Here is a 26852-nt window from a genome sequence, read left to right as displayed (position 1 = left end):
AAAGAAGTCCGCGGGTGGCAATCTGCCGGTTTTTCGTTTAATACGTTTTTGTCATGTCTGCGGGAATGGCCAGTACAAAATCAGCCAGATTCCGGTTTTCCCGGTCGGGCTTGTCGGTGTCGGGCATTTCGACGGAGGAGAGGGTCAGGATTTTTAGAGTTGGCCGCTGCTGCCGCAGATACCAGACAATACCCTCAAAGTTTTTGGAGTGATAATCGCCGTTCAGATGCAGAAAGGTTTGGCCCGGTTTTACATTTTGCAGAATAAAGTAAGCCATCGTCGCGTCTTTAATAGCTTGAGCCCGGGCAAAATTGGCCGCCGGTAGTTCGGTTGTTGTAGCTGAGGGGCTGTGCGCCGGACTACCAGTGGCTCCGTGACCCGGTTCGCTCATCATCGCCATCATGGCTTTGTAGCCCGGTAAGGTCAGGTCAACAGTAAGTGGAAGGGGAGCCATCTGCCCCTTAGCCTCTGCTGAAACCGTATCGAGAGCCGATAATCCCTGCCGGGAAACCAGTCGGGCGTACCGGCGGGGCACGTTGGTGGCAATGAACGGAATGTGCTGTTCGCGGGCAAAGTCCGTAATGGGTTTGTAATCGGTATCGTAATTATCCCAGAGCCGGGCCTGTACAGCCAGTTCCTTTGCGGTGGTCTGCCCCTGTACATAATTGCTCAGGGCCGTCTGGTTATCGGTCTCAAACATTTCGGCACCCAGTATGAGATTGCCTTTTTTTCGACCCTGTAAGTCTTTGGTCAGCTGGAGTTCGAGCCAGTGGCAAATGGGGTTATTATGCAGCTCTCCGAACAAAACGACATCGGCATCGGCTGCCTGCTGGAGCAGCTTCGCATAGGTGGTCGCTTTAAGGGTTGGCGTGTAGAGTTGGTAGGCCGGTTTGTCGGAGCGAAAGGCAACAAACAGAAAACTAAGCAGAAGCAGCGTAAGGCGCATAGCAGAGAAAATACGTTTTAGTAAGTTAACGTCTTTTTGGTAACTAATCGCGCTAACAAATCGTTACTCATCAGGCTCTCCAATCTGTATACTATATTGCATTACACTCCTCTTTCATTCGACTGAGGAGCCAGTTGTTTACCCATTTTTTTATTTCTTCCGGTATGAATCTGTTAGAAACCCTCCATCAGTTTCCAATCGTTGAACAGGTCCCCGATGAACAACTTCAGTGGTTTATCGACCGGGCCGAGGTTGTCTCGTTTCCCGAAGAAACCGTCATTTACAAACCCGGCTCTCCAGCGGATCACTTGATACTGTTGCTCGATGGTCGTATTCGGATTGATGCCGGAACGGGTGGGGCCGGGGACGAGTTGCTGGCTTTCGAACCGCATTCGGTGCTGGGTGTGTTGCCTTTTTCGCGCATGAAAGCCAATGTGAACTGGGTAATAGCCAGTTCGCCGGTGCAGATGATGCAACTGCACCGTACCCACCTGCCCGACCTGATTCATTCGTGCTACGAACTGACCGAGAGCCTGGTTCATCAGATGACCACGCGGGTTCGGGACTTTACCAAACAGGCGCAGCAAAACGAGAAACTAGCATCGCTGGGCCGGTTGTCGGCGGGGTTAGCGCATGAACTAAACAACCCGGTGGCTGCCGTTGTGCGCTCGGCTGATACGCTCAAAACCCACATGCGGGCCACGCCCGAGGCCTTTAAGGCCATTATGCACCTCAACCTGACCGACGAGCAGGTCGATTCGGTCAATACCGTATTCTTTAAAAAAGTAGACCAGCAGTCAGGCCCTAACCCGATACAGCGGCTAACGCTGCTGGAACGAAGCAGTCTGGAAGATGAAGTAGCCGACTGGCTCGACGACCATGGCGTTGATGATACGATGGACCTGGTTGGGCCATTGATTGACTACGGTTTTACGGTTGATGACCTGGACTGGGTTCTGGAAAAAATTGGTGATGAAAACCTGGCTGGTGTAAGTAACTGGCTGGTCAATAATCTGGTGACTGAAAAACTGGTTTTCGACATCAGTGAGGCATCCAAACGTATTTCTATCCTGACTGACTCCATCAAAAACTATACGCACATGGACCGGGGCGGGGGTAAAGAAACGGTCAAACTGGCCGACGGCATCCACAATACGCTCACCCTGCTACAGCATAAAGTAAAAAGCAAGCACATTACCGTAACGGTTGCCTTACCACCCAGCCTGCCTGCCATCTGCGGCTGGCCCGGTGAATTGAATCAGGTTTGGACAAATCTGATTGACAATGCCATCGATGCTATGCCCGATGGGGGCTCTCTCGCCATTGACAGTCAGGTTGATAAACGGCCCGATGGTTCGGAGTTTGTGCTGACCAAAGTAACCGATAGCGGGTCAGGTATCCCGGCCGATATCACCGATAAAATATTCGAGCCTTTTTTTACGACGAAGGAAATCGGCAAAGGCACCGGTCTCGGACTGGATATTGTACAGGGCATTATAAAACATCATAACGGGTCCATCAAAGTAAAATCAGTACCGGGCCGTACCGAGTTCAGCGTATGCCTGCCCACTCAATGAGAGAGTGAGTGAATGAGTGAATGAGCGAATGCTAGTTGGTATTCACTCGCTCACCCATTCACTCAATTGTTCATTCACTCAATCACTCATTAAAATTTATGCGTCTTCCTATCATTTTTGCCATTGACGATGACCCGCAGGTGTTGCAGGCTATTCAACACGATTTGCGACAGCAGTACCGCAAAAAATACCGTATTCTTTGCACCAGTTCGGCCCGCGAAGCGCTCGATTCGTTGCCCGAACTAAAAAAGAAAGGGGAGGTTGTGGCCCTGTTCCTGTCGGACCAGAAGATGCCTGATATGACGGGTGTCGAGTTTCTGGGGAAGGCCCGTAAACTATACCCCGATGCCAAACGAGCCTTGCTGACGGCTTATTCCGACATCGATGCTGCCATACGGGCCATCAATGAGGTACAACTGGATTACTACATTGCCAAGCCCTGGGACCCCCCCGAAGAAAAACTGTATCCGGTACTGGAAGACCTCCTTACCGACTGGCAGGCGAATTACCGGCCTGATTTTGATGGATTAAAGCTGATCGGCTACCAATTCTCCCCCCGGTCTCACGAGTTGAAAGATTTTCTGGCGGGTAATCTGTTCCCCTATCAGTGGCTCGACGTTGAAACGAACCCACGGGCGCAGGAGTTACTTGATTTGCACGGAAAGGACCAAAACGATTTACCCGCCGTTGTTTTTGACGATGGGAGCCTCCTGGCTCAGCCCGGCCTGAGTGAAGTGGGCGAAAAACTGGGACTACAGCCCAAGGCGTCTCTGAGTCTGTATGACCTGGCCATTATTGGCGCTGGTCCTGCCGGACTGGCAGCCGCTGTTTACGGCGGTTCGGAAGGGTTGAAAACGATTCTGGTCGATAAACGGGCTCCCGGTGGGCAGGCTGGCACCAGTTCCCGCATCGAAAATTACCTCGGTTTTCCCAATGGCCTGAGCGGGTCCGACCTGACCCGGCGGGCCATTACTCAGGCGCAACGGTTTGGGGTTGAGTTTCTGGCCCCGCAGGAGGTTGTTTCCATAAAGTCGCAGGGGCAGTATAAACACATAAAAATGTCGGATGACACGGAAGTAGTGGCGCGGGCCATTGTGCTGAGCACCGGTGTGTCGTATCATAAACTGGAAAACGAAAGCCTCGATAAATACACCGGAGCAGGCGTTTATTATGGTGCCGCCACCACTGAAGCTATCGCTTTCAAAGGGAAGATCGTGTACATTGTGGGAGGGGGGAATTCGGCTGGTCAGGGAGCCATGTACCTGTCCAGAACGGCGGCCCAGGTGTTTATCTGCGTCCGACGCCCCGATTTGTCCGAAACAATGTCGCAATACCTGATCGACCAGATCGATAAAACGCCTAATATAACGGTAGTAGGCTGTACCGAAGTGGTAGAAGGCTTAGGTGATAATGAGCTAGAGTGTCTGGTGCTGAAAGATATGGATACCAAAGAGCGCCGAACGGTGGAGGCTGCCGGGCTATTCATCTTCATCGGTACGAAACCCTTTACCGACTGGATTGAAATGGATATTCTGAAAGATCCCAAAGGCTTTATTGCTACGGGCCGGGATATGGCGAAGTTCGCTGCGTTCAGAAATGTCTGGAAACTGGGCCGGGAACCCTACCTGCTGGAAACCTGTAGCCCCGGTATTTTTGCCGCTGGCGATGTCCGGGCCGGTGCCATGAATCGGGTAGCATCGGCCGTAGGAGAGGGCGCCATGGCCGTAAGTTTCGTACATAAATACCTGGCCGAAAATTAAATTCAGTACTATGTCCATGCTTAAACAAACCATTTGCAACCATCTGTCAGCCATCACCGAAATCCGTCCGGCCACTGAATACGGCTGCGACGAATGCGTAAAAACGGGTGATACCTGGGTACACCTGCGTACCTGCCAGACCTGCGGTACGACGCTTTGCTGTGATTCATCTCCCAATCAGCACGCTACGAAGCATTTTTTAGCCAGTCATCACCCTGTAGTCATCTCCGCCGAACCGGGCGAACGGTGGCTCTGGTGCTACGCTGACGAACAAATGGCTGGATATTGAAACAAGGGAGTTAATAGTCAGTTTATTCTCTAACGTTTGCGTGTAACAACATTGATTGCTTCATCCAATGCGGGGTATAATCTCCTCTTACTGCCTTGGCGGAAGAAACCTGCAACGGGGATTGACCACAAATGGTATATCGTAAACAGAGAACCATTATGATTGCTGAACAAACATTAACCGAACAATACCTGCGCGTACGGGCTCATTCCGAGACCATCTGCCGGGGACTCGAAACGGAAGATTATGTCGTACAACCTATTGCCGACGTTAGCCCGCCTAAGTGGCATCTGGGGCATACGACCTGGTTTTGGGAAACGTTTTTGCTGACCCCGAACCTACCCGGCTACCGCATTTTTCACGAGGACTTCAGCTACGTTTTCAACAGCTATTATGAAACCGTCGGGAAACGGGTGCTGCGTACAAACCGGGGTAATCTGAGCCGCCCAACGGTGGCGGGGGTGTATGCCTATCGGGCATACGTAGATGAGCACATGAGTCGCTTTCTGGATACCGCTACCTTCTCGGATGACCTGCTTGCCCTGATTGACATTGGGCTGAATCATGAGCAGCAACATCAGGAATTACTCATTACCGATATCAAGTACATTCTGGGCCATAATCCCCTGCTTCCGGCCGTTGACATGCCCTTTGTTGAGTATCCCGCTCTGGTTATTGCCCCACCCGTTAGTATTGAGTCGGGTATATACACCATCGGTTTCCAGCACCACGGACGGGAGAATGGCGCATTCTGCTTCGATAATGAGCTGAATGCGCATAAAGTGTACCTCAACGATACACAGTTGAGCGGCAACCTGGTCACCAGTGGCGAATACTGTGCGTTTATCGAGGCTGGGGGGTATCAGAATTTCCGACACTGGCTGTCCGATGGCTGGGCATGGGTCAACACAAACGGCGTTCAGGCTCCGCTGTACTGGCACAAAATTGAGGGTAAATGGTGGTATTACACCTTCGATGGCCTGAAACCCGTTGACCCGGATGCGCCGGTTAGCCACGTTTGTCAGTACGAAACTGACGCGTATGCCCGCTGGAAAGGGCAGCGACTCCCCACCGAATTTGAGTGGGAAGCCTGCACCCAGTCGGGTGGTATCAACTGGGGTACCCGCTGGGAGTGGACAAACTCGGCTTACCTGCCTTATCCCGGTTTTGTAACCGCCGAAGGGGCCGTGGGCGAATACAATGGTAAATTCATGAGCGGACAATTGGTGTTGCGCGGTGCCTCGGTGGCCACACCCGAAGGGCACTCCCGACCAACCTACCGCAATTTTTTTCAACCTGACAAGCAATGGCAGTTTACGGGAATACGCCTGGCGAATCCATAATGGAGACGCCCTTTGTGGAGCAGCAAGAAGCTGATGCCGCCCTGATTGATGAAGTACGAACGGGGCTGCAGCAGGTTCCCAAGCGGCTGTCGTCACGCTTTTTTTATGATGCCGAAGGAAGCCGGATCTTTGCTGAAATTATGCACACGCCGGACTATTACCTTACCCGGTCGGAGTACGAGATTCTGGATACGCAGAAGGCCGACCTGCTGCAGCTGTTTGCCCCGGATAAGCGTCCATTCGAATTGGTAGAACTGGGCGCGGGCGATGGGCTTAAAACGAAAATCCTGCTTGGTTTCCTGGCCGACCAGCAAGCCGATTTTACCTACGCCCCCGTTGATATTTCGGGCGATGCGCTGGACAAACTGGTAGATGACGTACAGAAACAGTGGCCTGATTTACTTTTAAATGCCCGGCACGATGATTACTTCAACGCCCTGGAGCAACTCTCCGAAGAATCCGACGCCCGGCGTATCGTGCTGTTCCTAGGCTCCAACATCGGTAATTTTGCCCCTGATGAAGCCATTGATTTTTACCGGCAACTTTACGACCGGCTACAACCCGGCGACCTGGTTCTGACGGGTTTCGACTTGCAAAAGCACCCGGCCATTATCCATGCGGCTTATAACGACCGGATGGGATTGACCCGCGCTTTCAACCTGAACCTGCTCCGGCGTATCAATACCGAACTGGATGCCGACTTCAATCTGGCCGCTTTTGACCATTACGAAACCTACAACCCCGAAAGTGGTGAGGCCCGCTCGTACCTGGTCAGTCAGAAAGCGCAGATGGTCCGTATCAACGCGCTCGATATGGCCGTACCGTTTGAGTACGGAGAAATTATTCATACCGAGATTTCCCGCAAGTTTACCCGCACCCAGATCGAGGAGCTGGCTCGTCAAACCGGCTTTTCGGTAACCGGCTGGTTCACCGATTGCAAAGGCTACTTTGCCGATGTCATGTTTGAGCGGTAGACGTGATGAACTCTAAAAAGGCCAGTCCCGATGAATACACATCGGGGCGGGCCTTTTTAGAAACACAACCAAAGTTGCCGCTATAGGGCCAACTCAATGGCGGGGTCCCAGAGCAGGGTTTTGAAATCGACTACCCGGTCATTATCTACCCGGATACCTTCATCTTCTAACAATTGCTGCATGATGGTTGGACCACCGAAGAAGTGCTTACCGGATAGCACGCCGACGCTGTTCACCACCCGGTGAGCGGGTACGTCGGGGTGGTTATGGCAGCCGTTCATGGCCCAGCCCACCATACGGGCACCCGCCCGCAGGCTCAGGTAATGGGCAATGGTGCCGTAGGTCGTTACGCGTCCCTTCGGTACCAGACGGACAACGTCATACACTTCGTCGAAATAATCCCGTTTTTCCATCCCGTTTATACCGGCTCCGAAGTCGGGGGATTCTCGATGGCCTGGACCAGGCGGTTGTACCAGGGTTCTCCGTACGCCCGAATCAAAGCTTCCCGGACGAATTTATAGATAGGAACATTCAACTGTTCGCCGAAGCCACAGGCGGGGCTACAGATAGGCCAGCGGTCGTAGTTGAGGGCGTGGAATGATTCGTATTTTGTGACACGGATGGGGTATAGATGGCAGGAAATGGGTTTCTTCCAATCCACTTTGCCGTCGTTATACGCTTCTTCGATACCACATTTCAGGATGCCCCGATCATCCCAGGTTGCATACACACATTCCCGGCCACCCACGGTGCTGGTCACAAAGCCACCGGCTCCGTCGGACTCATACCCGCCCTGCTGCTCAATGACTTTGATGCCTTCGGGCGACAGATAGGGTTTGATGGATTCGTAGATCCGGTCGAGGGTAGCAGGTTCATCACCTTCCAGCGGGGCACCCATATCGCCTTCAACGCAACAGGCACCCTTGCATTTATCGAGGTTACAAACGAAAAACTTTTCGGCAACATCGTCGCTGATGCAGGTCGTATCAATGAGTATCATAGTAGGAGGGAGGGGGATTCTTTATTCGTTCTTGATTAGTTTGATTTTCTGTCCTACCTGAACCACCGTAGTTTTCAGATTATTCCACTCCTTTATCTGTTCGATACTAACACCGTACTGCTGCGAAATCCGATACATAGTTTCCCCTTTGGCAACGGTATGGTAGCTCACGGTTGCTTTTGGCCCTGCCGCTGATTTTGTGGTAGCAGACACTGTCGACTGACTTACGGGCGCAGCTTTCACGTTCAGTTTCTTTCCTACTTCGAGCACATCGCTGGCAGTCAGACTGTTGAGGGCCATCAACTCATCCACTGTCAGGCCATACTGCCTGGCAATGCTGTAGTACGTCTGGCCGGGTTCGACCGTGTGGGTCGTTGCCGACCGGTCAACGGTAGTAGAGGGCGTGGCCGGGCTAGTGGTGGCTGGCGCAGGGGTGACTACCGGTTTGGGTTCGGGCGTTTTAGCCACTGGCACAGGCCTTGTTGCGGGGGTGTCTGTTTTTGGGCTAACCGTAGCTGCGGGTCTTGGTGGGGCCTTGGTAGGTGGTACAGCCGCCGACGTAACGATGGATCCGTCTGCCTGCTGCTCGGTTGGTCCCTTGTACGTACCGGTTTCGGGCCGTCCCATGTCTGTGTCCGAAACCGGTGCTTTCTTAGGTTGGCGGGTGTACGTATCTGCCTTTTTTGTCGGTTTTGTATCGCTGGCTGCCGAATTGGTATCAGAGGGGACCCGTTCGGGGGTGGTAGCCACGGGTATTGCTTTCGTCGGTTCGGCGGCATTTGGCGTTCGCACGATAACAATCCGTTGTGTTCCCTCCGAACTGCCACTGGTTTGCGGTGATACCGGAACGGAGCGGGTTACGGTTGGTTGGGAAACAGGCTTAACTGGCTCTGACCGTTGGGGGGCGGCTGGTTCCGATGTTTTGTCGTTGGGTGTTACACCACCGCCTACCAGTTTGGGCTGGTACAGTTTCCGTTCCGATGCATCACGGGGGATATCGCTACTTCCAACGGGGCGGGCGGGCGCATTGGTTGCTACATCAGCCCGAACGGGAGCAGGTGTGGGCGTCTGGTCATATACGGGCGGGGTAGGGGCGGTAATAATTTCGGCCGGTTTATTGGCTGGCCGGCGTTCGCGAAGCCACATGACCCGCCCGGTGGCTAATTTCTGCACCCGATCCAGGCGGTTGTAGCGCATCAGTTTTTTCAGCCGGATACCATACCGCTGCGAAATGCTGCGGGCCGTTTCCCCTTCGCGAACGGTGTGGAAGGGGACGAGTGCCTTGTTCCGTTTTTTTGCCAGGTAGTACACATCATTGAGCAGCACGGGGTCCCGGTCGCTCATGTCATTGTAGCGCAGAAAACTCGACAGGCTTATTTTTGATTTCCGGGCCAGCGAAGCCGCATTATCGCCCTCCTGTGCCTGGATACCCGGTAATCCATTGATTTCGAAAAGAACGGGGTCATTCTTGCTGCTCAACCCGGTAGTTACCCTACGGAGAACTGGAAAGCCAACATCCGTCTGAACAAAATCGGGCGCCTGGCTGGGCGCACTGCTGGTTATTTTTTGCCGAACATCATTGATCTGGTCGTTGGCTACCGGTATGGCCAGTACATACGGGCGGTCGGTGGGTACGCCCCCGTTCAGCACCCAGCGGTTGTACTTGCGTAGTTCAAACTCATCGACACCCAGCTCGTCGGCAATGGTTTTCATGGATTTGCCGCCCCCGTTCGGGTACTCGATCAGCGCAAAACGGTTATTGGTCTGATGCGTTTGCAGGGCATTTTCGATGGCGATCTTATGGGCAAAAAACCGAAGGATGTAGCGGTCGGTGCGGCCATCGAGGGCTATCTCGCGGGCGTACGACCAATCGGGTGGAATTAGCTTGGCAATCCCGCCCGCGCCCAGGTAATACGAATATAGAGAAGCGACCCAGTTATTAAACTGACTGTTACTCTTTTTCAGGTATTTAGCGGCTCCGTGGGTGGATGCTATAATGCTTTTTCGCTCGTCAATTTCGTCGTCTACCCGCATTCCATTGTCCATCGCCGTTTCACGCTTGAACTGCCAGTAGCCTACAGCGGCTGACGAAGACACGGCATCCGGCGTGAGTGAACTCTCCTGAACGGCCAGGTATTTGAAATCGGTAGGGACATCCTCATCAATCAGAATGGCTTCAATCATGGGGAAGTACAGTGCAACCCGGTCGAGCTTGGCCGTCCAGTACTGCCGGTTAGCAATGAGCGCATTAACATCCTGCTGTATCAGCCGCCGGGCATCGGGGTCCAGTTGAACCGAAATGCCAGCAAACGTGAGTTGTTCCGGCACCGTTGGCCCGTTGGTTTGAGCCGATACCGCAAGGCTTATCAGGGTTAAAAGTAAGGGTAGTAAACGCATCCTTTTTTTCATATAACATACCGCCCAGGCGGTGGTTCATGTTGGTCAATCGCACTTATCGTTTTCGCATCATCATTATCCCGTCCCGTACGGGCAAAAGCACATTCTCTACCCGTGGGTCCTGCTGTACTTTCTGGTTAAAAGCCATAACGGCCCTGGTGTCGGCATCCCCTGCGCCAATGGGTTTTGCTACCTTACCACTCCATAATACGTTATCGGCCAGTATGAATCCGCCGGGGCGGAGTTTGTCCAGCACTAAATCAAAATAAATGGACAGGTTCCGCTTGTCGGCATCGATAAACGCCAGATCAAATGATTCATTAAGCGTTGGGATGATATCCGTTGCCAGCCCCAGCCGAAAATCAATTTTATCGTTCAGTGGAGACTGCGCCCAGTAGGAACGGGTGAAAGCTTCGATTTCTTCGTTAGAATCGATGGTTATCAGCCGACCCTCTTCGGCCAATCCTTCGGCCAGGCAAAGGGCGGAATAGCCGGTATAGGTGCCAATTTCAAGAATCCGGTGCGGCCGAATCATCCAGGAGACCATGGCCAGAAAACGCCCCTGCATATGCCCCGACAGCATGCGGGGAGCCATAATGTGTGCGTGGGTGTTGCGGTTCAGGCGGTGAAGCAACGCACTCTCGGGCGAGGTGTGGGCTTCGGCGTAGGTGGTTATATTGGCAGGCAAAAAATCCATTCGGCGGTTTATCCGTATGAAACGTCGTTTCGACAGATAAGGGCTGGTTTCAGTAAAATTAACGGATAACTGGCACAAATTGGTAATTGGCTACGACTAAATACGGTTTTTTGAGTCGATCAAAATCGTTACCGGCCCATCATTTACTAACGAAACCTGCATATCGGCCCCAAACTCGCCCGTCTGAATTGGCTTTCCTAAATCGATTTCCAACTGGTGTATCATGGCTTTATAGAGCGGAATGGCTGTTTCGGGGCGAGCCGCTTCGGTAAATCCAGGTCGGTTCCCTTTTTTTGTGCTGGCATGGAGGGTAAACTGACTGATAAGCAGAATATCGCCATCGACAGCAGCCAGATCGAGATTCATTTTCGCTTCGGAATCATTGAAAATACGCATCCCGACAATTTTTCGGCTGAGCCAGGTACTATCTTCCTGGGTATCAGTATGGGTAATGCCAAGCAGAATCAGAAAACCTGTACCTATCTGACCTTTCACCTGCTCCTCAATCGTAACGGAAGCATGTTTAACGCGCTGAATAATAGCAATCATGGGTAGGCTATACGAACCGTTTACTCAAAAACGTTACTATCCGCCCAATAGTACCGACTACTTTTGTCAGAAGGGCAAAGAATTTGCTATAGTCTTATCGTTAACCCGATTGTCAGGGTTAGTTTTCGGTTGATTGTACGGCCAGAAGGAGGAATCCTGCTTTGGAAAATTACCCGTGCTTCGGAAATATTCGCTAAAAAAGCAGGTTACGTTAAACCTTTTCAGGGGTAAGATGTCCATCAACCAAATGCGTGTGTACTATTCAGGTCTTGAACTAAGTTGACAAATGGATAACAAATCGACTACACTATTGCCGATCTCCCTGGGTGCGATAACTTTTCTTATGGCGTACGCTGCCGGGTTATTTGACTGGATTCTGGATTATTCCGGTGAAGCCGAAAACGATATGGTAGATTTATTCAGGAACACGGTCGGCCTGATTGCATTGCTGGCTTATACGTATTTCGGCATTCGGTTTTTCAACCGGTTTGTCAGCGAACGTAGCTGATAATCTGTTTTTTCGTGACTAGCTACCGTAAAGGTCAGACGATATTACCCGCTTTTTTTACCCTCGCTGGAGTACATAGCGTGCAATTCCCCAACCTTGGCCACCCACCCCTGCCCGCATTGAAGCTGCCATTAAGCTGTTTCAGCGAAAGTATGATTGTGCCAATCTACTGAATTCTACAGAGCGACCGCTTTGCCGACGTTTCGCCAACGGATCATACCAGAAAGTAACGGTTCATTCAAACCTGGCACTGACTCAGCCCTCAACCGAAGCCTCCTGGCAGGCTATCATATTCCTGACGGGCTAGTGTGATCAGATTCAGCTGATTAACGAGTTTCGTTACTTTTCAGGTAGTTCTCTTCTGGTGTACCAACAGTAGCCTCAGTCCCATTTATACGGCGGGTACTGAACCGGATTTTCTGTCCGGTAACCATCGGCCAGCGGTTCGATGAGCTACGGTCCATCGACACGACTACGCAGGTATCTCCAACCCAGCGGGTGATCAAAAACGTAACTGGTTGCAATCAGAAGTATAGATGCTCCCCGAATGTCGACCATACTTCTTTACCGCTTATCTAGTTTTCGACCGATTGCTAAAAGAGAAAACGCTATGAAGTAATCTACCACATACCTTGTCTCATGATTACTGATAAATATCGTACTTACATGAAACTTGGATCATTTATCTTACTTGTCTTCCTGTCAGCAGTAAATACTTTGCCGGCACAAACGCTTCCCTCCACGCCTAAACGTCCCGTTACCGATACTTATTTCGGCAAACAGGTAGTGGATAATTACCGCTGGCTCGAAAATATGAACAGCGACGAAGTGAAAAACTGGTTCAAAGCCCAGGGCGCCTACACCAACGCCATGCTGAACCGGATTCCAGGCCGCGACAAACTGATTCAAACCTTTGTCGATTACGATAAGCTGCTCACCGTCCGCTATGGCGAAATCAAAAAAAGGGGAAACACGTATTTCTATCGCAAAACATTGCCCAGTGAGAATGTGGGTAAACTCTACATCCGGGAAGGGAAAACGGGAACGGAGAAATTACTTTTTGACCCGTTAGGGTCCGAAAAAAGCAAAAAGTACGCCATGAGCACGTTTACGCCCAGCCCCGACGGTAGGACAATGGCGATTGGCTTGCAGGAAGGTGGCGCTGAACTGTCCACGATACGGACGATGGACGTAGCCACCAGAACCTTCCGGCCCGAAAGCATCACGGCCGTTTTCGGGGGCGGTATCGACTGGTTACCCGATAACAGCGGTTTTCTGTATCTGCCCAATAATTCCCTCGATGTTAAAGACCCCCAGGGAAACCTCAACACGAAAGCGCGACTGCACAAACTCGGCACCAACCCGGATGCTGACCCCGAACTTTGGTCGCGGGCTAAAAATCCCGACATGGGTATCCGGCCTGACCACTATCCGGTTATGTTTTTTTCAGACGACTATACACAGGTGTATGGTGTCCTGTCATCGGTTGATAACCGGGTTGATGGGTGGCTGACTAATCCGGCTGATTTGGGCAAACCAACGATTACCTGGAAACGGCTGGCTGCTTCCACCGACAGCGTGACGGGATTCGTCAAGTTGGGCAATAAGCTGTATCTGAAGAGTATCAAAAACGCTCCGAATGGACAGATTCTAGTGACGGACGCGACTGATCCGAACCCCGCTACGGCTGCCGTGCTACTTCCCGAAAGTAACCAGAACATTACCCGTATGGTGTCGACCAAAGATTTCCTGTTTGTAACGCTGAGTGATGGCATCAACGAAAAAATCCGGCAGTACGATTCACGCAGCGGCCAATGGGCCGATGTTCCCATACCCGGCACCGGTACTGTGGGTATTGAACCGTACGATTCTCCCCGGAGTAACGAAGCACTAGCCTACACCACCTCCTGGAATAATCCCGGAACAGCCTATGAGTACAACCCCGATAATCGCCAGCTTGCTGTCAGCACGTTTGATGTGAAGCCCAACTACCCCGGCGTAGCTGACCTGGTGGTGGAAGAACTCGAAATACCAGGGCATGATGGCGTGATGGTCCCCCTTTCGGTAGTCTATAAAAAGGGGCTCAAGCGTGATGGCAGCGCGGTTTGTTTCATGACTGGCTATGGTGCCTACGGCATTTCGGCCACACCCTATTTCAGTCGGCGGAATCTGGCACTGCTCAATCAGGGTGTAATTCTGGCCGAAACACACCCGCGCGGAGGTTCCGAAAAAGGGCAGAAATGGTACCGGGCGGGGTTTCAGACCACCAAGCCCAACACCTGGAAAGACTTTATATCGAGTGGCGAGTACCTCATTAAAAATGGCTACACCAGCGCTCAGCACCTCATTGGTGAAGGCACTTCGGCGGGTGGAATCCTCATTGGCCGGGCTATCACCGAACGGCCCGATTTGTTTGCGGCTGCCATCAGCAACGTAAGTTGCTCTAATGCCCTCCGCATGGAAGAATCGCCCAATGGGCCCGTGAACGCGCCGGAATTCGGTACGGTGAAAGACTCCTTGCAGTGTATGGCTCTGTACGAAATGGATGCATTTAATCACGTCCGGGAGGGCACGAAGTACCCGGCTGTGATGTGCGTGGGTGGCATGAACGATCCCCGCGTTATTGTCTGGCAACCCGGCAAGTTTGCCGCTGCCCTGCAAAACGCGACCACGTCGGGCAAGCCGGTGGTGATGCAGGTCAACTACGACAACGGCCATTTTACGGAAGACAAAGCCGTAACCTTCCGCAACTTCGCCAATATGTATGCCTTCGCGCTCTGGCAGGCAGGTCACCCGGCGTACCAGCCCGTAAAAGCATTAGTGACGAAGTAGACTAACCAACTTTCACACACTTACTTTTATCCATTAAACCTCCATGAAAACACTCGTAATGCTTTTGCTGGCAAACCTTGCTTTGCCCCTGGTTCTGCTGGCCCAAAAGCCCGTTTCAGTCACGCTGACCAAGCCCGGCAGTCAGACCATCAAGTTCGACCCCAAACAAAAAATACCGACGCTTAATCTCCCCTGTAAATTGACGAATGGAAAAGATCGCCCCTTCGCCTGTGAGTTCTCGTTCGACCGGCTGGAGTTCATTGGCAACGACGGCAGTGTGTTGGCTACGGTTAAACCCGTAATTGGTCAGCCTAAACCAACGATTTTACCCTTCGATAAGGCCAAGAAGTCGGCCCCGTCGGGTAAAGCAGGGCCAATTACCTACACGGCGAAAGCGTATTTCACCCGTCGGAATAATCCCTCCTTTCCGGTGACTAAAGGCTACCAGATTCGCTCCTGCCTGGTGATGGCCTGCTTACAATCCGACAATATCTCAACCCTGATATCGGGGATTCAGATGCCAGCGAAACTGCTCGAAAAGGCAGTTGTCACGTTCGACATGACGTGGACGTATGGCAAAAAAGAGGGTATGATGATAGGCCCTCACGAACTATACATCGAAAATGATGTGACCACCACCAAGTTTGCCTTCAATGCTCAGAACACCATGCGCGACAAATCGGAAGCCTGGATTGATATTCAGCCGTTTATTTCCGGCGACCCATCACCGGCTAATTAGGCATTTCCGCCTTTGGATGCCCGTTAATATGCTTACGGCGTAGTATATGAACGGAGCTATCCCGAACAGCCCATTCGCGTAGCCCATCCTGAACGAAAACGTCAAATAATACCCACCCAGTTTAATGTATCAATCTGGGGGTAAATTCCTCGCCTTTAGGCGAAGACCGCTCAGGCGGCCCTGTTCAGTTTTACTCTTTGGAGCAGCCGAAAAATCACTACTCGTTTTGTTTTTGTTTCTTTAGTCGGCTTCAGCCGAAATCAAACCCATCGGTCTTTTAGCCGATGGTAGTTTAGTTTTATCTTTCTACAAATCGTGACCTCCTAATCAGATTCGGTGAAATCCATGTTCTCTACGCCTAATTTTCGCACCGCTTTCCTGTTGCTGTTGGCTTTAATCGGCCTGTCGTGGTGGAGCATTTATCTGGTTCGTGCGCCCCAGGCTAAGCCCGTTACGGCGCCACTAACCGATTTTTCGGCGGGGCGGGCCATGCAGTATGTCTGGCAAATTGCCCGGCAACCACATTCTATCGGTACGCCCGACCATGCCCGCGTTAGAGCATATCTGGTAAATACCCTGCGGGTACTCGGACTTCAGCCCCAGGTTCAGGAAGCCACGGTGACCGGCCCCGTGACCAGTTCGGCTTCGCTGTCGCCATCAGGTGCCATGCTCGGTGTTGCATTGCGGGCAGGCTATGTCTACAATGTGATGGCCCGACTAAAAGGAACCCAGCCGGGCAAAGCGGTGCTGCTGATGGCCCATTACGACTCGCAGCCAAACGCATTGGGCGCGGGTGACGATGGCGCGGGCGTAGCGGCCATTCTGGAAACGATACGAGCTATTCAACAGGGGACACCGCTACAGCATGATGTCATCGTGCTTTTCACCGATGGAGAGGAGTACGGGTTGTTCGGAGCGAAAGCATTTCTACGTCATCCCTGGGCCAAGGATGTGGGTTTCGTCCTGAATCTGGAGGGACGGGGTAACAGCGGCCCCAGTATGACCTTCGAAATAAGTCCGCAAAACGGGTGGATTGTCGAACAATTCGCGAAGGCGGCTCCGCATCCGTTTGCGTCGTCGCTCGCGTATGAAGTGTACCGAAAACTGCCCAACGACACTGACTTTACCATTTTCCGCGAGGCTGGCTATCCCGGCCTGAACTCGGCATTTCTGGATGGATTTGTCCACTATCATAAACTGACCGATTCGCCCGAAAACCTCAGTCAGAATAGTTTGCAGCACCACGGCGATAATCTGCTGGCCCTGACACGGCATTTCGGCAACAGTCCGCTCGATCAGGTGAAAGCACCGGACAAAGTATTTTTCAATCTGGTCGGCGACTGGATGGTGCAGTATCCAATGGCGTTGAACTGGCTCTGGATAAGCCTGTTAACGGTTGCTTTCGTAGTCGTGTTCGTTTGGGGATTTCGACAAAAGCAACTGACTGTTGGGCAGGTAATTGGCGGGTTGGTGCTGTATTTGGTTATCCTGCTGCTGGTCGTTTCTTTTGCCTGGGGCGTCAACGTATTTATTCATCAGCAACTGCCCCTGACGCACGTTTTCAACGGGAGTTACGGCTCGGCGACGTTTGCGCTGGCTTTCACGCTGCTAGCGGTGGGGTTGCTGGGGTTATTGACCAATCTGGTGTTGCGCTGGTTACAGCCTTTATCGCTCATTATGGGGGCTTACGGGCTGCTTTACGGACTGGTGCTCACCTGTTTGTTTCTACTTCCATCGGCAACGTACTTGTTGCTGTTTCCGTTACTGAGCGCATTGATCGGCCTGCTGGCTGTGCTGTGGCAAACGCGAAATCAGGTAGAAAGCCGACCTGTTCACGCTTTGATTTTAGGAATAGCGGCCCTGCCCACCCTGTTCATTCTATTGCCGATAGTTAATCTGTTGTTTGTTACGTTTGACCTTCAGCTACCCATGGCGCCGGTACTGCTGTCGGGCCTGGCATTTGCCCTGTTGCTGCCCCTGTGGGTACTGATTGTGACCAGCGCGAAAGCCGTCAGGTGGCGGTGGAGAAATCAGCCCATTGGCCCGGCTATCCTGCCCTTCGCGTCGTTAGTGCTCGGTGCTGTACTGGTCTTTACGGCCATTTATAACGAAGCTCCGACTACCGAAAAACCACTGCATAGCCAGGTTTCCTATTACCTGAACACGGACACGAACCGGGCATTCTGGGCATCGTATGGTCTGGAAACGATTGATGATTGGAACCGGCAGTTTTTCCCAGCCCCTTCCACCGGCAAACTGACCGAAATCTTTCCTGATGTCCAGGGAATTAGCCGGGGGACGTACCTGGAAAATCCGGCGGCTGTGATTACGGCTTCCCCGCCCGTTGCAGACGTTCTTTCCGATGTAACAACCGACACTATTCGACGACTGACCCTTGACCTGCACTCTGTGCGGGGAGCCGCCAATATGGACGCGACGATGTTTACGCAGGCAGCGGGTATTGTCAAAAGCATTCAGGTGAATGGGGAGCCAATTGCTATTGAGGCTCAGCAAACGTCCATCGGCCTGGCGTTTGATCTGCTGTTTTTTGGCCTGCCCGTCACGAAGAAAATCACGCTAACCGTTGAGCTAGCTGCCGGAATCCCACTTCGCCTGTTGCTATACGACCAATCCATTGGCTTGCTGCCCGAACTGGTGAAGATACCCCGACCGGCACACGTCATTCCGGAACAGGGGCGTAGCAGTAATCTGACCTTTATTGGAAAAGCCTACCAGTTCTGATCGAAGAAGCCTTGAAACAGGAGATGACTGAATAGGCGAAAAATAAATCATCGGTAATACTCTCAACAATCTACACTTCGTATCACTCAATTAGCCATTTGCTACTCATTTTTTGCTGCTTTTCTTTAGCCTTTGTTCCGGTCTCGGTACAGGACACGACCTATCGCTGGCGTCTCCAGAACGTGCTGAAAACGAATGTACTGGCACCCGTTTCTATCTCTGGCCAGGACTATTAGTACTGGACTTGCGAACGGGTGTTTATCCGGGCTACGCTTTCTGAGGTGATTGAACCAGGCTAATGCTCAAAAACCCTGGAGTGTTCCAGGTTTTTGTCAGGAATGCAAGGACACGCTACTTTTGCCGGATAACTGAATCCGTAATCCTGCTGAAATGAAAAAGCTTCTTGCCCTGCTGCCGCTCGTATATGTCTTTATAGCGGGTTGCCAAACGTCCAGACCAAACACGGCTGTTTCACCACAAAAAGCCCTGACGACGATTGCCTTCGGGTCGTGTAGTGATCAGAAACGACCGCAGCCCCTGTGGGACGACATCGTTGCGCAGAAACCTGACTTATGGATCTGGCTGGGTGATAATATCTACGGCGACTCGGAAAATATGGACACGCTGCGGGCCAAATACGCCCGGCAGAAAAGTAATCCCGTTTACCAGCAGTTGCGGCAATCGACTCCTGTCATTGGTGTTTGGGATGACCACGACTACGGTGTGAACGACGGAGGTAAAGAATATCCTATGCGGAAAGAAAGCCAGCAGGTGATGCTCGATTTTCTGGATGTGCCCGCCGAAAGTCCACTACGAACGCAGGAAGGAGGATATTCGGTACACAGCTACGGCCCCAAAGGACAGCGTGTGAAGGTGATTTTGCTGGATGGCCGTTATTTCCGCGACCCGCTCAAAAAAGATGGGAAAGCGAACGTACCCGACCCGTCCGGCGATGTGCTGGGTGAAGCTCAGTGGCAATGGCTGGAAAAACAACTGACCAACTCCGATGCCGACCTGCATATTATTGGCAGTGGTATTCAGGTGTTGCCCGAAGAGCATGTATATGAGAAATGGGCCAATTTTCCCACCGCCCGCCAGCGACTACTGGATCTGCTGGGTAAAACGAAACCGAAAGGAGCTTTTCTACTGAGTGGTGACCGACACATTGCCGAAGTATCTAAAGTAAACGTGCCGGGGCTGGGCTATGATTTATACGATATCACCAGCAGCGGACTGACGCACGTATCTGCTCCGCACGTAGAACCCAACCGCCACCGCGTGGGCGACATGGTGGCCAAACTGAACTACGGCCTGATTACGATTGACTGGAGCCAAACCCACCCCGTTGCCACTGTTCGCATCAATGGCGATGACCAGGCTACGTACCTGACTCAGGAAATTACGTTCTAAATCAGCACTGTTTCAATAACGTAACCTAACTGGTTTTCGCTACTGTGACGACACGAAAGAAGGGGTTTCCCGTTCGCGAACAGGAAACCCCTTCTTTGTGAAAATTTCGTTTAGTCCTTATGGATCAACTCCATCACTTCTTCTGAGATGCCCGTCATGGAGAATCCGCCATCGTGGTAGAGATTTTGCATGGTCACCATCTTGGTCAGGTCGGAGAAGAGCGTAACGACGTAATCGGCGCACTGGTCGGCGTTGGCGTTGCCGAGGGGGGCCGTTTTATCGGCGAAGTCGTAAAACTTGTCGAAACCGCCAATGCCGCCACCCGCCGTAGTTGGCGTGGGCGATTGCGAAACGGTGTTCACGCGTACCTGCCGGTATTTGCCGTAGCGATAGCCAAAACTACGGGCAATGGATTCCAGAATGGCTTTGGCATCGGCCATATCGGTATAAAACGGGAACGTTCGCTGGGCCGCCATGTACGTTAGCGCCACGATGGAACCCCCTGCACTGATGGCGTCGAGCTTATACGCCGTCTGCATCATTTTGTGAAACGACAGCGCCGAAATATCAATGCTTTGTTTGAACCAGTCGTAGTTGAGGTCGGTATAGGCTTTTCCCTTGCGGATGTTCGGACTCATACCAATGCTGTGCAGCACAAAGTCCACCTTGCCGCCCAGCACCTCCTGTGATTTGGTGAACAGGTTTTCCAGGTCTTCGACCGACGTGGCATCGGCAGGAATGATCTCTGCGTCGCATTGCTCCGCCAGTTGTTTGATCGCGCCCATCCGCATAGCAATAGGGGCGTTGGTCAGGGTGAACGTTGCCCCTTCTTCTTTCGCTTTCAACGCCACTTTCCAGGCGATTGATTTTTCGTCCAGCGCACCAGAAATGATGCCGCGTTTTCCGTTCAGTAATCCGTAAGCCATGTGTTTAATGTAAAATGTATAATGAACCGCACGGGCGGCCCCGAATGAATAATGTAGACAGCCTGAAAGCACTCGGGGCCGCCCGTGCGGTTTATGCTACGGCATTCATTAATTAAGCCCAAAGGTAGGCTATTTTTCAGTTTGCCGAATTGTTAACCCCGTGGCTGCCGCCACAACGGGCATCTTCAATACGTCTTTCATGAACGTCTCGGTAGCCTGATAAACTCCTGCCAAATCACCCGAGGTAAAGTGTGAGGCAATGACGTGTTCTCCCGCGTTCGGGAAATCTTTTTTTACCTTTTCCGCTGCGGGGGTGCCCAGTTCGTCGAACATCTCCAGCATGGCGGCCACCGATACCACCTGGTCCTGGTGCTCCTCGTCTTTATAGTAGTAACCCATAAAAACCGGCTGCTTTATTTTTGCAAATAGCTCCGGTGTCATAAACTCGTCGAGCATGGTTTGCAGGGTAATCAGGCCATTGGTATGGTATTGGGGTGACCAGTAGCGTTCCCGTCCACCGCTGTAGTGGGTATTTTTGACGTACTCACCGCTGAAAACCTGATCAAGAATCTGTTTCCCCCAGGGCTTCGTAATCAGTTTCAGGGCCGGATTAGCCACCGCAATGCAGGGAGAATATAGAATTAGTCCATCAATTTCGGGGTGGTGCGATGCCAGATAAAGGGTCAGCATACCACCCGCCGACGTGCCCATCACGATTACCTTGTCACCCAGCGCCTTACCGATGGCCAGTGCCCGCTCGGCCGATGCGGCATACCGGGCTGGGGTTAGGGCCTTCATCGCATCGGGCGAGTTCAGGCCATGTTCGGCCGTACGGGCGAGGTATAGATTACAGCCAAATCGCTGGGCAATCTGCTTATGAACGGGGTCGCCTTCGGCCCAGGTTGCCGAAAAGCCCGGAATGTAAACGATGCTGTAGGGCGTTTTGACTTTTTGCAGGCTATCAGCCCATACGATACGGGCTTCGTTATCGGACCGCAACTTTAGGGATTGTTCTGACTGAGCAACAGACTGCTCCAGCTTTACCAGGTCGGGGTCAAGCGTGATGGATTCATTTTTGACCGCATCGGTCTGGGCAGTCGGCCCCAGTAAATAGCCAATTACCATAACAGTCAGCAGTAGTCCAACAATAAGCAGTAGCCGTTTCATACGTATTCTTTGATATCCATTCGGATGCGCCAGTCTTTTGGCAGGTAATTATTCACGCGGTTTCCAACTCCTTTTACCCAGCCCAGATTCAGCCCTTTGTACTGAGCCAGCAACCAGCCGCTCACCGGGGTATCGAACACCAGGTTTTCTTTCTTAAAGTACCGGAGGGCATTTTCTTTACTTAGTTCAATGGCAGGTAAACTCTGGTTGACAGCGGTGCTGAGGGCCAGCGCGTGCGACGGGATAAAATCCTGTCCTTTAAACTGGCCCATGTCTAAACCGAATCCCTTGTTGTGCAGCGCACTATCCAGAAATAGGAACGTTTTTTCGAGGCTTTTTGGCAGGGCCATTACCGCCCCGTTGGGTTTCTCCCAGAACGAGAAATCGGCGGGATTTTGCAGCCATTTTGCGGCCGAGGCCGTGTCTCGGGTGCGTAGTGCCCGGATGGTACGAAACGTACGAGCGTCTAATTTTACGGCCGCCGTAAAGGTCTTTTTCCGGAAAATACTGATGAAAAAGCCCTCGCCCCGAACCCGGTGTGGGTAACACTGATAACCAACCGCATCGTCCGAACTTTTCTCGACAATACCCCAATCGTCGGGCAGCGTCAGGGCGCGGTTTTGAAAACCATGTTCGGCTAAGTACTGCATGTTGTTCCGGTTTTCCGGGTCATTATACGTACAGGTACTGTAGATGAGAATGCCTCCCTCATCAAGCAAATTGGCGGCTGCCGAAAGAATCCGTTTCTGACGGCTCGAACAAAGTTGTACACTGGCTTCCGACCATTCATGCACGGCTTCCGGATCTTTCCGGAAAAGACCCTCTCCCGAACAGGGCGCATCGACCAGTACGACATCAAAAAAGCCTGCCAGGTTAGTCATTTCGTCCGGGTCGTGGTTGGTAACGACTACATTGGGGCAACCCCATTTGTCCAGATTTTCGCGCAACACCGACACCCGGCTCCGGATCACCTCGTTGCAAACCAGCAAGCTATCCGGCGACAGGGCTGATGCCAGGAGGGTACTTTTGCCACCCGGCGCAGCACACAGGTCGAGTGCCCGGAGTGGCCGGTTCAGGTTCACGGATTGCCGGAGGGCTTCGCTGAGCAGCATAGAGGATGCTTCCTGCACGTAGTAAGCACCGGCCTGAAACAGCGGGTCGAGCGTAAAACTGGGTCGTTCGGGTAGGTAGAACCCATCGGCACACCAGGGAACCGGGATCAAATCCGTGCTGTCATAGCCTTGCTTGCGTGGATTCAGCCGGATACTTACGGGCGCGGGTTGGGTCAGAGCCGTTTGAAAAGCTGGAAACTCTGCTGCCAGTTGCGCCTTCATCTGCTCCTCAAAAGCATCCGGCAGCGCAGGGGCTGATGCCAATGGAGGGGATTTGGCCGATTCCCGTTTGTTTGCATTCATTCGGTAAAAATACGGAACAGTAGCCCGGTTTTCACTAAACTTGCGGCATGGTTGCCATACAAGACCAATTTGCCCGTATAAGAACCTTTATTTTCGACATCGACGGCGTGCTGACCGATGGGAGCATCAGCCTGCTGGCAACGGGCGAACGCTTTCGAACTGTTTCTATTCGGGATACGTACGCCATTGAACAGGCCGTAAAAGCAGGCTACGGAGTGGCTATCGTATCGGCATCAAATGCCGAAGGTGTACGAAACTGGTTAGCTACCATGGGAGTAACCGATGTTTTCATGGGTGGGCCATCGGACCAGAAACTAAACGCTTACCTCGGCTACATTGCCCGCAATACCCTGAACGAAGCCGAAATTCTGTACATGGGCGACGATCTGCCCGACTGCCCAATCCTGCGTCGGCCCCATGTACTAAGCACTTGCCCCGCCGATGCGTTGGACGAAGTGCAGGCAATTTGCCAGTATATATCGCCCAAATCGGGTGGGCACGAAGCCGCCCGTGATGTCATCGAACAGGTAATGCGGATACAGGGCAAGTGGAACGTTGAATGAATGATGAATAATTTGCTTCACTGTTCTTTATTTTTTATAATAACTAGTTTACAATGAATGATTTAGCTGAACGGGATCGGGCGGTTGTCTGGCATCCGTTTACGCAGATGCAAACGGCTCCGCTGCCTGTTCCTATTGTACGGGGCGAAGGTTCAGTGCTGTACGGGGCCGATGGCCGCGAGTACCTGGATATGATTTCGTCGTGGTGGGTCAACCTGCACGGGCACGCCCATCCGCACATCGCCCAACGCTTGTCGGAACAACTGAATACGCTGGAACACGTTATTTTTGCGGGCTTTACCCATCAGCCCGCCGTTGAACTGGCCGAGCGGTTACTGGCTATACTGCCTCCCAATCAGGCAAAGGTTTTTTATTCCGATAATGGGTCGACCGCCGTTGAAGTAGCCCTGAAAATGGCGTTTCAGTACTGGCATAACCTCGGTCAGCCGCGCCGGAAAGTAGTGGCGCTGGAAAATGCGTACCACGGCGATACCTTCGGAGCGATGGCCGTGGGTGGCCGCAGTGCTTTTTCGGCGCCGTTTGCTCCCTTTCTGTTCGACGTTGATTTTCTGCCCGCCCCTGTTGCCGGACAGGAGCAGGCCGTGCTGGAACAGGCCAAGGAACTCTTCTCCGACGATGTGGCGGCTTTTATCGTGGAGCCGCTGGTTCAGGGGTCGGGGGGCATGATTATGTACGAACCCGAAACGCTGGATGCGTTATTTAGTCTGGCCCGCCAGTATGGTGTACTGATCATTGCCGATGAAGTGATGACGGGCTTCGGGCGCACAGGTAAGCTGTTCGCTTCCGATTATTTGCGGGAGAAAGCCGATCTGATGTGCCTCTCCAAAGGGCTGACGGGTGGAACGATGGCCCTGGGTGTAACAACCTGCACGCAGGCCATCTACGACGCGTTTTTATCTACCGATAAGCTCAGGACACTTTTTCATGGTCATTCGTTCACGGCCAACCCCCTCGCCTGTGCGGCTGCGCTGGCCAGTATGGATCTGTTGCTGCTGGACGAAACGCAGGTTGCTATCCGGCGTATTGCTCAGAAAAACAGTACGTTTGCCCAACGGTTGGCTACCTATTCAACCGTTGGAAACATCCGACAACGGGGTACCCTGCTGGCCTTCGATCTGATGGTGGGGGAAGAAACATCGTACTTTAATACCATCCGCGATGTGGCTTATGATTTCCTGACAGCGCGGGGCGTGTTGATGCGCCCACTGGGCAATGTGCTGTATCTGATGCCGCCCTACTGCACTACGGATGAACAACTGGACTATACTTACCAACAGATAATTGACCTGTTACAAACGATTTGATACGGATCACTTGACATTGTGCTGGTAAACGCGCAATTTTGGTGGAGTAAAACAAGCGGGAGTAGCTCAGTTGGTAGAGCGGCAGCTTCCCAAGCTGCAGGCCGTGGGTTCGAACCCCATTTCCCGCTCGCCCATAACCACATGAAGATGAGCCGGTTAGCTGAAAAGTTAACCGGCTTTTTTCTTTGTCAGAGTGGCTAATAAAACACTTGATAAAACAAGTACCCTGCTGGCTTACCTTATGCGTCTATGAAGCCTTAAATATCGACACCCTTCCGGTTTATTGGCATTGAGTTCGTACGAAAACCTGATTAAACCCGCCGGGAACGGTGTTGGCCTGACCTTCTATTCAGGTAGCGTCCTTTAATAGCCGAGTATCGATCAGGAATGGTTCGTTTTCTACAATCCTGACGTTTTCGCTGAAATCGGGGTGTTGTGTATGAAGCAGGTAGTTGCGCGACCGGCTGACAATGGCCGACGGAACGGCCATTGTCAGCGTATCATGCTGCACGAGCCAGTTTGTCAAGTATGACTGAAGCGTTTCGTACTGTTCCTCATCCTGCCAGTGGGCGGGGAGGTCGGTGAGCGACACGGCCCGGTAGGTGTCGGGTATATCCAGCACCAGCAGATTAAAATCGGGGATAAACGAGGGATTCAGGTGCGCTATAATTTCTAGTAATGCCAGTTCGGGTGTAGCCGAGGTGTATAGAATTGGGTACCCTTTTGGATTCTAGCGGCCACCCGCCCGGCGTGCTCCCTCGGCCGACAGGGGTTGCGAGATATAGGTACTTTTATAGAGTCGGTAAACCAACATACAATATGTTAGGCGTACACGCCATACTCAATTCGGGTGAGTACATCGTCTACCAGACTAAAGCCGCTTATGGTTGTCAGTAGGGCCAGTGGAGCCTGCCCTCTAAGTTCCCGGAGCGGATAGCGGAGCCAGTTGGCAAAGGCATCGCTCCGGCCATCGAACACCAGCAAACCGTGGGCGGCCAGGTTTTCCAGCAGTAACAACCGTTCGCCCGATTGCTCATCCAGATGCCCTTCACGGCGGAATCGGTGCATGGTTCGTTCGGCAATTTGGAGTACAGTAGCCACCTCTTTAAGCGACATATTCAGTAATTGAGCAAGTTGATCTACCTGCCGGGCCAGTACGCCCTCGCGGGCCTGCTCAATAATACCAAAGCCCGTTGCCTTTTGGGGGCGGTACGTAGTGGGCTCAACATCACCCATACGTCGTCTGGTACGTGAAGGAGATGGCGTGGATTTGGAGGTTATTGCAGACATAGTGTTTAATTTACAATCAAATATAACTGCTTTCAGGCAGCTAATCAACTGCTAATTGGCAACAGACGAATTGCATCATTCAGTATACTTACCATGCCTTACCCAGAAATAAATATGCTTCTGCTCAGTCAATGGTTAGTCAATATTTAGGCGGCTATACAGCCGAAGTGATAAAGTTGACGCACTCTAGGATCATTTTTCTCCAGTTTAGTGCCTTTGGGTAAGATAGAAAAAAAACGATCTAGTAGTAAACGATTGTGGTAGAGCGTCTTAATAGTGGCCATCGAGAAGGGTTGTTGACCAACGCCCTGCTCAACTTTAGCCACGTTAACCGCGCTCAGGGCTGCATTAAAATGGTAATCAAGTTTGTTGACCGAACGAGCCTGACAATCAGAAAGACCCG

General features: G+C 52.2%; 24 protein-coding genes, 1 tRNA gene and 1 pseudogene. 13 read left to right on the top strand and 13 right to left on the bottom strand.

The window, feature by feature from the left end:
- Positions 1-37: 37 nt before the first annotated feature.
- Positions 38-946, bottom strand: coding sequence for a ChaN family lipoprotein (locus B157_RS0122790; RefSeq protein ID WP_020605624.1), 909 nt, complete (start codon positions 944-946; stop codon positions 38-40).
- Between the two features lie 164 nt (positions 947-1110).
- Between B157_RS0122790 and B157_RS0122785 the strand changes: the two genes are divergently transcribed.
- The 5 genes from B157_RS0122785 to egtD all read left to right on the top strand — a co-directional run bounded on the left by B157_RS0122785 (position 1111) and on the right by egtD (position 6889).
- Positions 1111-2523 carry a sensor histidine kinase gene (locus B157_RS0122785; RefSeq protein WP_020605623.1) on the top strand — a complete coding sequence of 471 codons (1413 nt, stop codon included), beginning with the start codon at positions 1111-1113 and terminating at the stop codon, positions 2521-2523.
- A gap of 98 nt (positions 2524-2621) precedes the next feature.
- Positions 2622-4283 (top strand): FAD-dependent oxidoreductase, encoded by a 1662-nt coding sequence (locus B157_RS0122780; RefSeq protein WP_020605622.1) that lies wholly within the window; start codon positions 2622-2624, stop codon positions 4281-4283.
- 16 nt (positions 4284-4299) lie between these two features.
- Positions 4300-4572: a UBP-type zinc finger domain-containing protein gene (locus B157_RS0122775; protein ID WP_020605621.1), complete on the top strand. Its 273-nt coding sequence runs from the start codon at positions 4300-4302 to the stop codon at positions 4570-4572.
- A gap of 158 nt (positions 4573-4730) precedes the next feature.
- Positions 4731-5915: an ergothioneine biosynthesis protein EgtB gene (gene egtB, locus B157_RS0122770; protein ID WP_020605620.1), complete on the top strand. Its 1185-nt coding sequence runs from the start codon at positions 4731-4733 to the stop codon at positions 5913-5915.
- On the top strand, positions 5915-6889 hold the full coding sequence (gene egtD, locus B157_RS0122765) for an L-histidine N(alpha)-methyltransferase (protein WP_020605619.1): 975 nt from the start codon (positions 5915-5917) through the stop codon (positions 6887-6889). Before egtB ends, egtD begins: the two co-directional genes overlap by 1 nt.
- Positions 6890-6969: 80 nt before the next feature.
- Here egtD and B157_RS0122760 read toward each other — a convergent pair whose 3' ends face one another.
- The 5 genes from B157_RS0122760 to dtd all read right to left on the bottom strand — a co-directional run bounded on the left by B157_RS0122760 (position 6970) and on the right by dtd (position 11532).
- On the bottom strand, positions 6970-7302 hold the full coding sequence (locus tag B157_RS0122760) for an MGMT family protein (protein ID WP_020605618.1): 333 nt from the start codon (positions 7300-7302) through the stop codon (positions 6970-6972).
- 5 nt (positions 7303-7307) lie between these two features.
- Positions 7308-7889 carry a DUF3109 family protein gene (locus B157_RS0122755; protein WP_020605617.1) on the bottom strand — a complete coding sequence of 194 codons (582 nt, stop codon included), beginning with the start codon at positions 7887-7889 and terminating at the stop codon, positions 7308-7310.
- 21 nt (positions 7890-7910) lie between these two features.
- Positions 7911-10286, bottom strand: a complete 2376-nt coding sequence (locus tag B157_RS0122750; RefSeq protein ID WP_020605616.1) for a LysM peptidoglycan-binding domain-containing protein — start codon at positions 10284-10286, stop codon at positions 7911-7913.
- 55 nt (positions 10287-10341) lie between these two features.
- Entirely contained in the window at positions 10342-10983 is a 642-nt protein-coding gene (locus B157_RS0122745; RefSeq protein WP_020605615.1) for an O-methyltransferase, read from the bottom strand.
- A 96-nt stretch (positions 10984-11079) separates the two neighbouring features.
- The gene (gene dtd, locus B157_RS0122740) at positions 11080-11532 is read right to left on the bottom strand and encodes a D-aminoacyl-tRNA deacylase (RefSeq protein WP_020605614.1); all 453 of its coding nucleotides are present in this window, start codon (positions 11530-11532) and stop codon (positions 11080-11082) included.
- A 343-nt stretch (positions 11533-11875) separates the two neighbouring features.
- Here dtd and B157_RS0122735 point away from each other — a divergent pair, with 343 nt between their 5' ends.
- Entirely contained in the window at positions 11876-12040 is a 165-nt protein-coding gene (locus B157_RS0122735) for a hypothetical protein (protein ID WP_245565211.1), read from the top strand.
- Positions 12041-12366: 326 nt separating this feature from the next.
- On the opposite strand, the gene B157_RS0122730 is transcribed toward B157_RS0122735, so the two are convergent.
- Complete coding sequence (locus tag B157_RS0122730) at positions 12367-12546, bottom strand: hypothetical protein (RefSeq protein WP_020605612.1); 180 nt, start codon at positions 12544-12546, stop codon at positions 12367-12369.
- 160 nt (positions 12547-12706) lie between these two features.
- Between B157_RS0122730 and B157_RS0122725 the strand changes: the two genes are divergently transcribed.
- The 4 genes from B157_RS0122725 to B157_RS0122710 all read left to right on the top strand — a co-directional run bounded on the left by B157_RS0122725 (position 12707) and on the right by B157_RS0122710 (position 19763).
- Positions 12707-14872 (top strand): prolyl oligopeptidase family serine peptidase, encoded by a 2166-nt coding sequence (locus B157_RS0122725; RefSeq protein WP_245565209.1) that lies wholly within the window; start codon positions 12707-12709, stop codon positions 14870-14872.
- Positions 14873-14915: 43 nt separating this feature from the next.
- Positions 14916-15611: a hypothetical protein gene (locus tag B157_RS0122720; RefSeq protein ID WP_020605610.1), complete on the top strand. Its 696-nt coding sequence runs from the start codon at positions 14916-14918 to the stop codon at positions 15609-15611.
- 345 nt (positions 15612-15956) lie between these two features.
- Entirely contained in the window at positions 15957-18353 is a 2397-nt protein-coding gene (locus B157_RS0122715) for a M20/M25/M40 family metallo-hydrolase (RefSeq protein ID WP_020605609.1), read from the top strand.
- 390 nt (positions 18354-18743) lie between these two features.
- On the top strand, positions 18744-19763 hold the full coding sequence (locus B157_RS0122710) for an alkaline phosphatase D family protein (RefSeq protein ID WP_020605608.1): 1020 nt from the start codon (positions 18744-18746) through the stop codon (positions 19761-19763).
- 110 nt (positions 19764-19873) lie between these two features.
- On the opposite strand, the gene B157_RS0122705 is transcribed toward B157_RS0122710, so the two are convergent.
- The 3 genes from B157_RS0122705 to B157_RS0122690 all read right to left on the bottom strand — a co-directional run bounded on the left by B157_RS0122705 (position 19874) and on the right by B157_RS0122690 (position 23271).
- Positions 19874-20689 (bottom strand): enoyl-ACP reductase FabI, encoded by an 816-nt coding sequence (locus tag B157_RS0122705; protein ID WP_020605607.1) that lies wholly within the window; start codon positions 20687-20689, stop codon positions 19874-19876.
- Between the two features lie 129 nt (positions 20690-20818).
- Positions 20819-21856, bottom strand: a complete 1038-nt coding sequence (locus tag B157_RS0122695) for an alpha/beta hydrolase (RefSeq protein WP_020605605.1) — start codon at positions 21854-21856, stop codon at positions 20819-20821.
- Positions 21853-23271 (bottom strand): methyltransferase RsmF C-terminal domain-like protein, encoded by a 1419-nt coding sequence (locus B157_RS0122690; RefSeq protein ID WP_020605604.1) that lies wholly within the window; start codon positions 23269-23271, stop codon positions 21853-21855. Before B157_RS0122690 ends, B157_RS0122695 begins: the two co-directional genes overlap by 4 nt.
- Positions 23272-23318: 47 nt before the next feature.
- On the opposite strand from B157_RS0122690, the gene B157_RS0122685 reads away from it, so the two are divergent.
- From B157_RS0122685 to B157_RS0122675, 3 genes are all read left to right on the top strand, one after another.
- Entirely contained in the window at positions 23319-23834 is a 516-nt protein-coding gene (locus B157_RS0122685) for a KdsC family phosphatase (RefSeq protein ID WP_020605603.1), read from the top strand.
- A gap of 53 nt (positions 23835-23887) precedes the next feature.
- Positions 23888-25159 carry an adenosylmethionine--8-amino-7-oxononanoate transaminase gene (gene bioA, locus B157_RS0122680; RefSeq protein WP_020605602.1) on the top strand — a complete coding sequence of 424 codons (1272 nt, stop codon included), beginning with the start codon at positions 23888-23890 and terminating at the stop codon, positions 25157-25159.
- Between the two features lie 55 nt (positions 25160-25214).
- A tRNA-Gly gene (locus tag B157_RS0122675) sits at positions 25215-25287 on the top strand.
- A gap of 221 nt (positions 25288-25508) precedes the next feature.
- On the opposite strand, the pseudogene B157_RS37145 reads toward B157_RS0122675, so the two are convergent.
- The 3 genes and pseudogenes from B157_RS37145 to B157_RS39095 form a co-directional block, all read right to left on the bottom strand.
- Positions 25509-25877: pseudogene (locus B157_RS37145) on the bottom strand (RES family NAD+ phosphorylase); the annotation flags it as partial.
- Between the two features lie 104 nt (positions 25878-25981).
- On the bottom strand, positions 25982-26449 hold the full coding sequence (parS, locus tag B157_RS0122665; RefSeq protein ID WP_245565207.1) for a type II RES/Xre toxin-antitoxin system antitoxin: 468 nt from the start codon (positions 26447-26449) through the stop codon (positions 25982-25984).
- A gap of 146 nt (positions 26450-26595) precedes the next feature.
- Positions 26596-26852, bottom strand: a 257-nt coding sequence (locus B157_RS39095; RefSeq protein WP_020601911.1) for a hypothetical protein, incomplete at its 5' end; no start/stop codon positions are given.

The organism is Spirosoma spitsbergense DSM 19989 (assembly GCF_000374085.1).
In the GTDB taxonomy this organism is placed as follows: domain Bacteria; phylum Bacteroidota; class Bacteroidia; order Cytophagales; family Spirosomataceae; genus Spirosoma; species Spirosoma spitsbergense.
The sequence above is the reverse complement of the archived record's forward strand: the minus strand, read 5'-3'. Positions and strand labels throughout refer to the sequence as shown.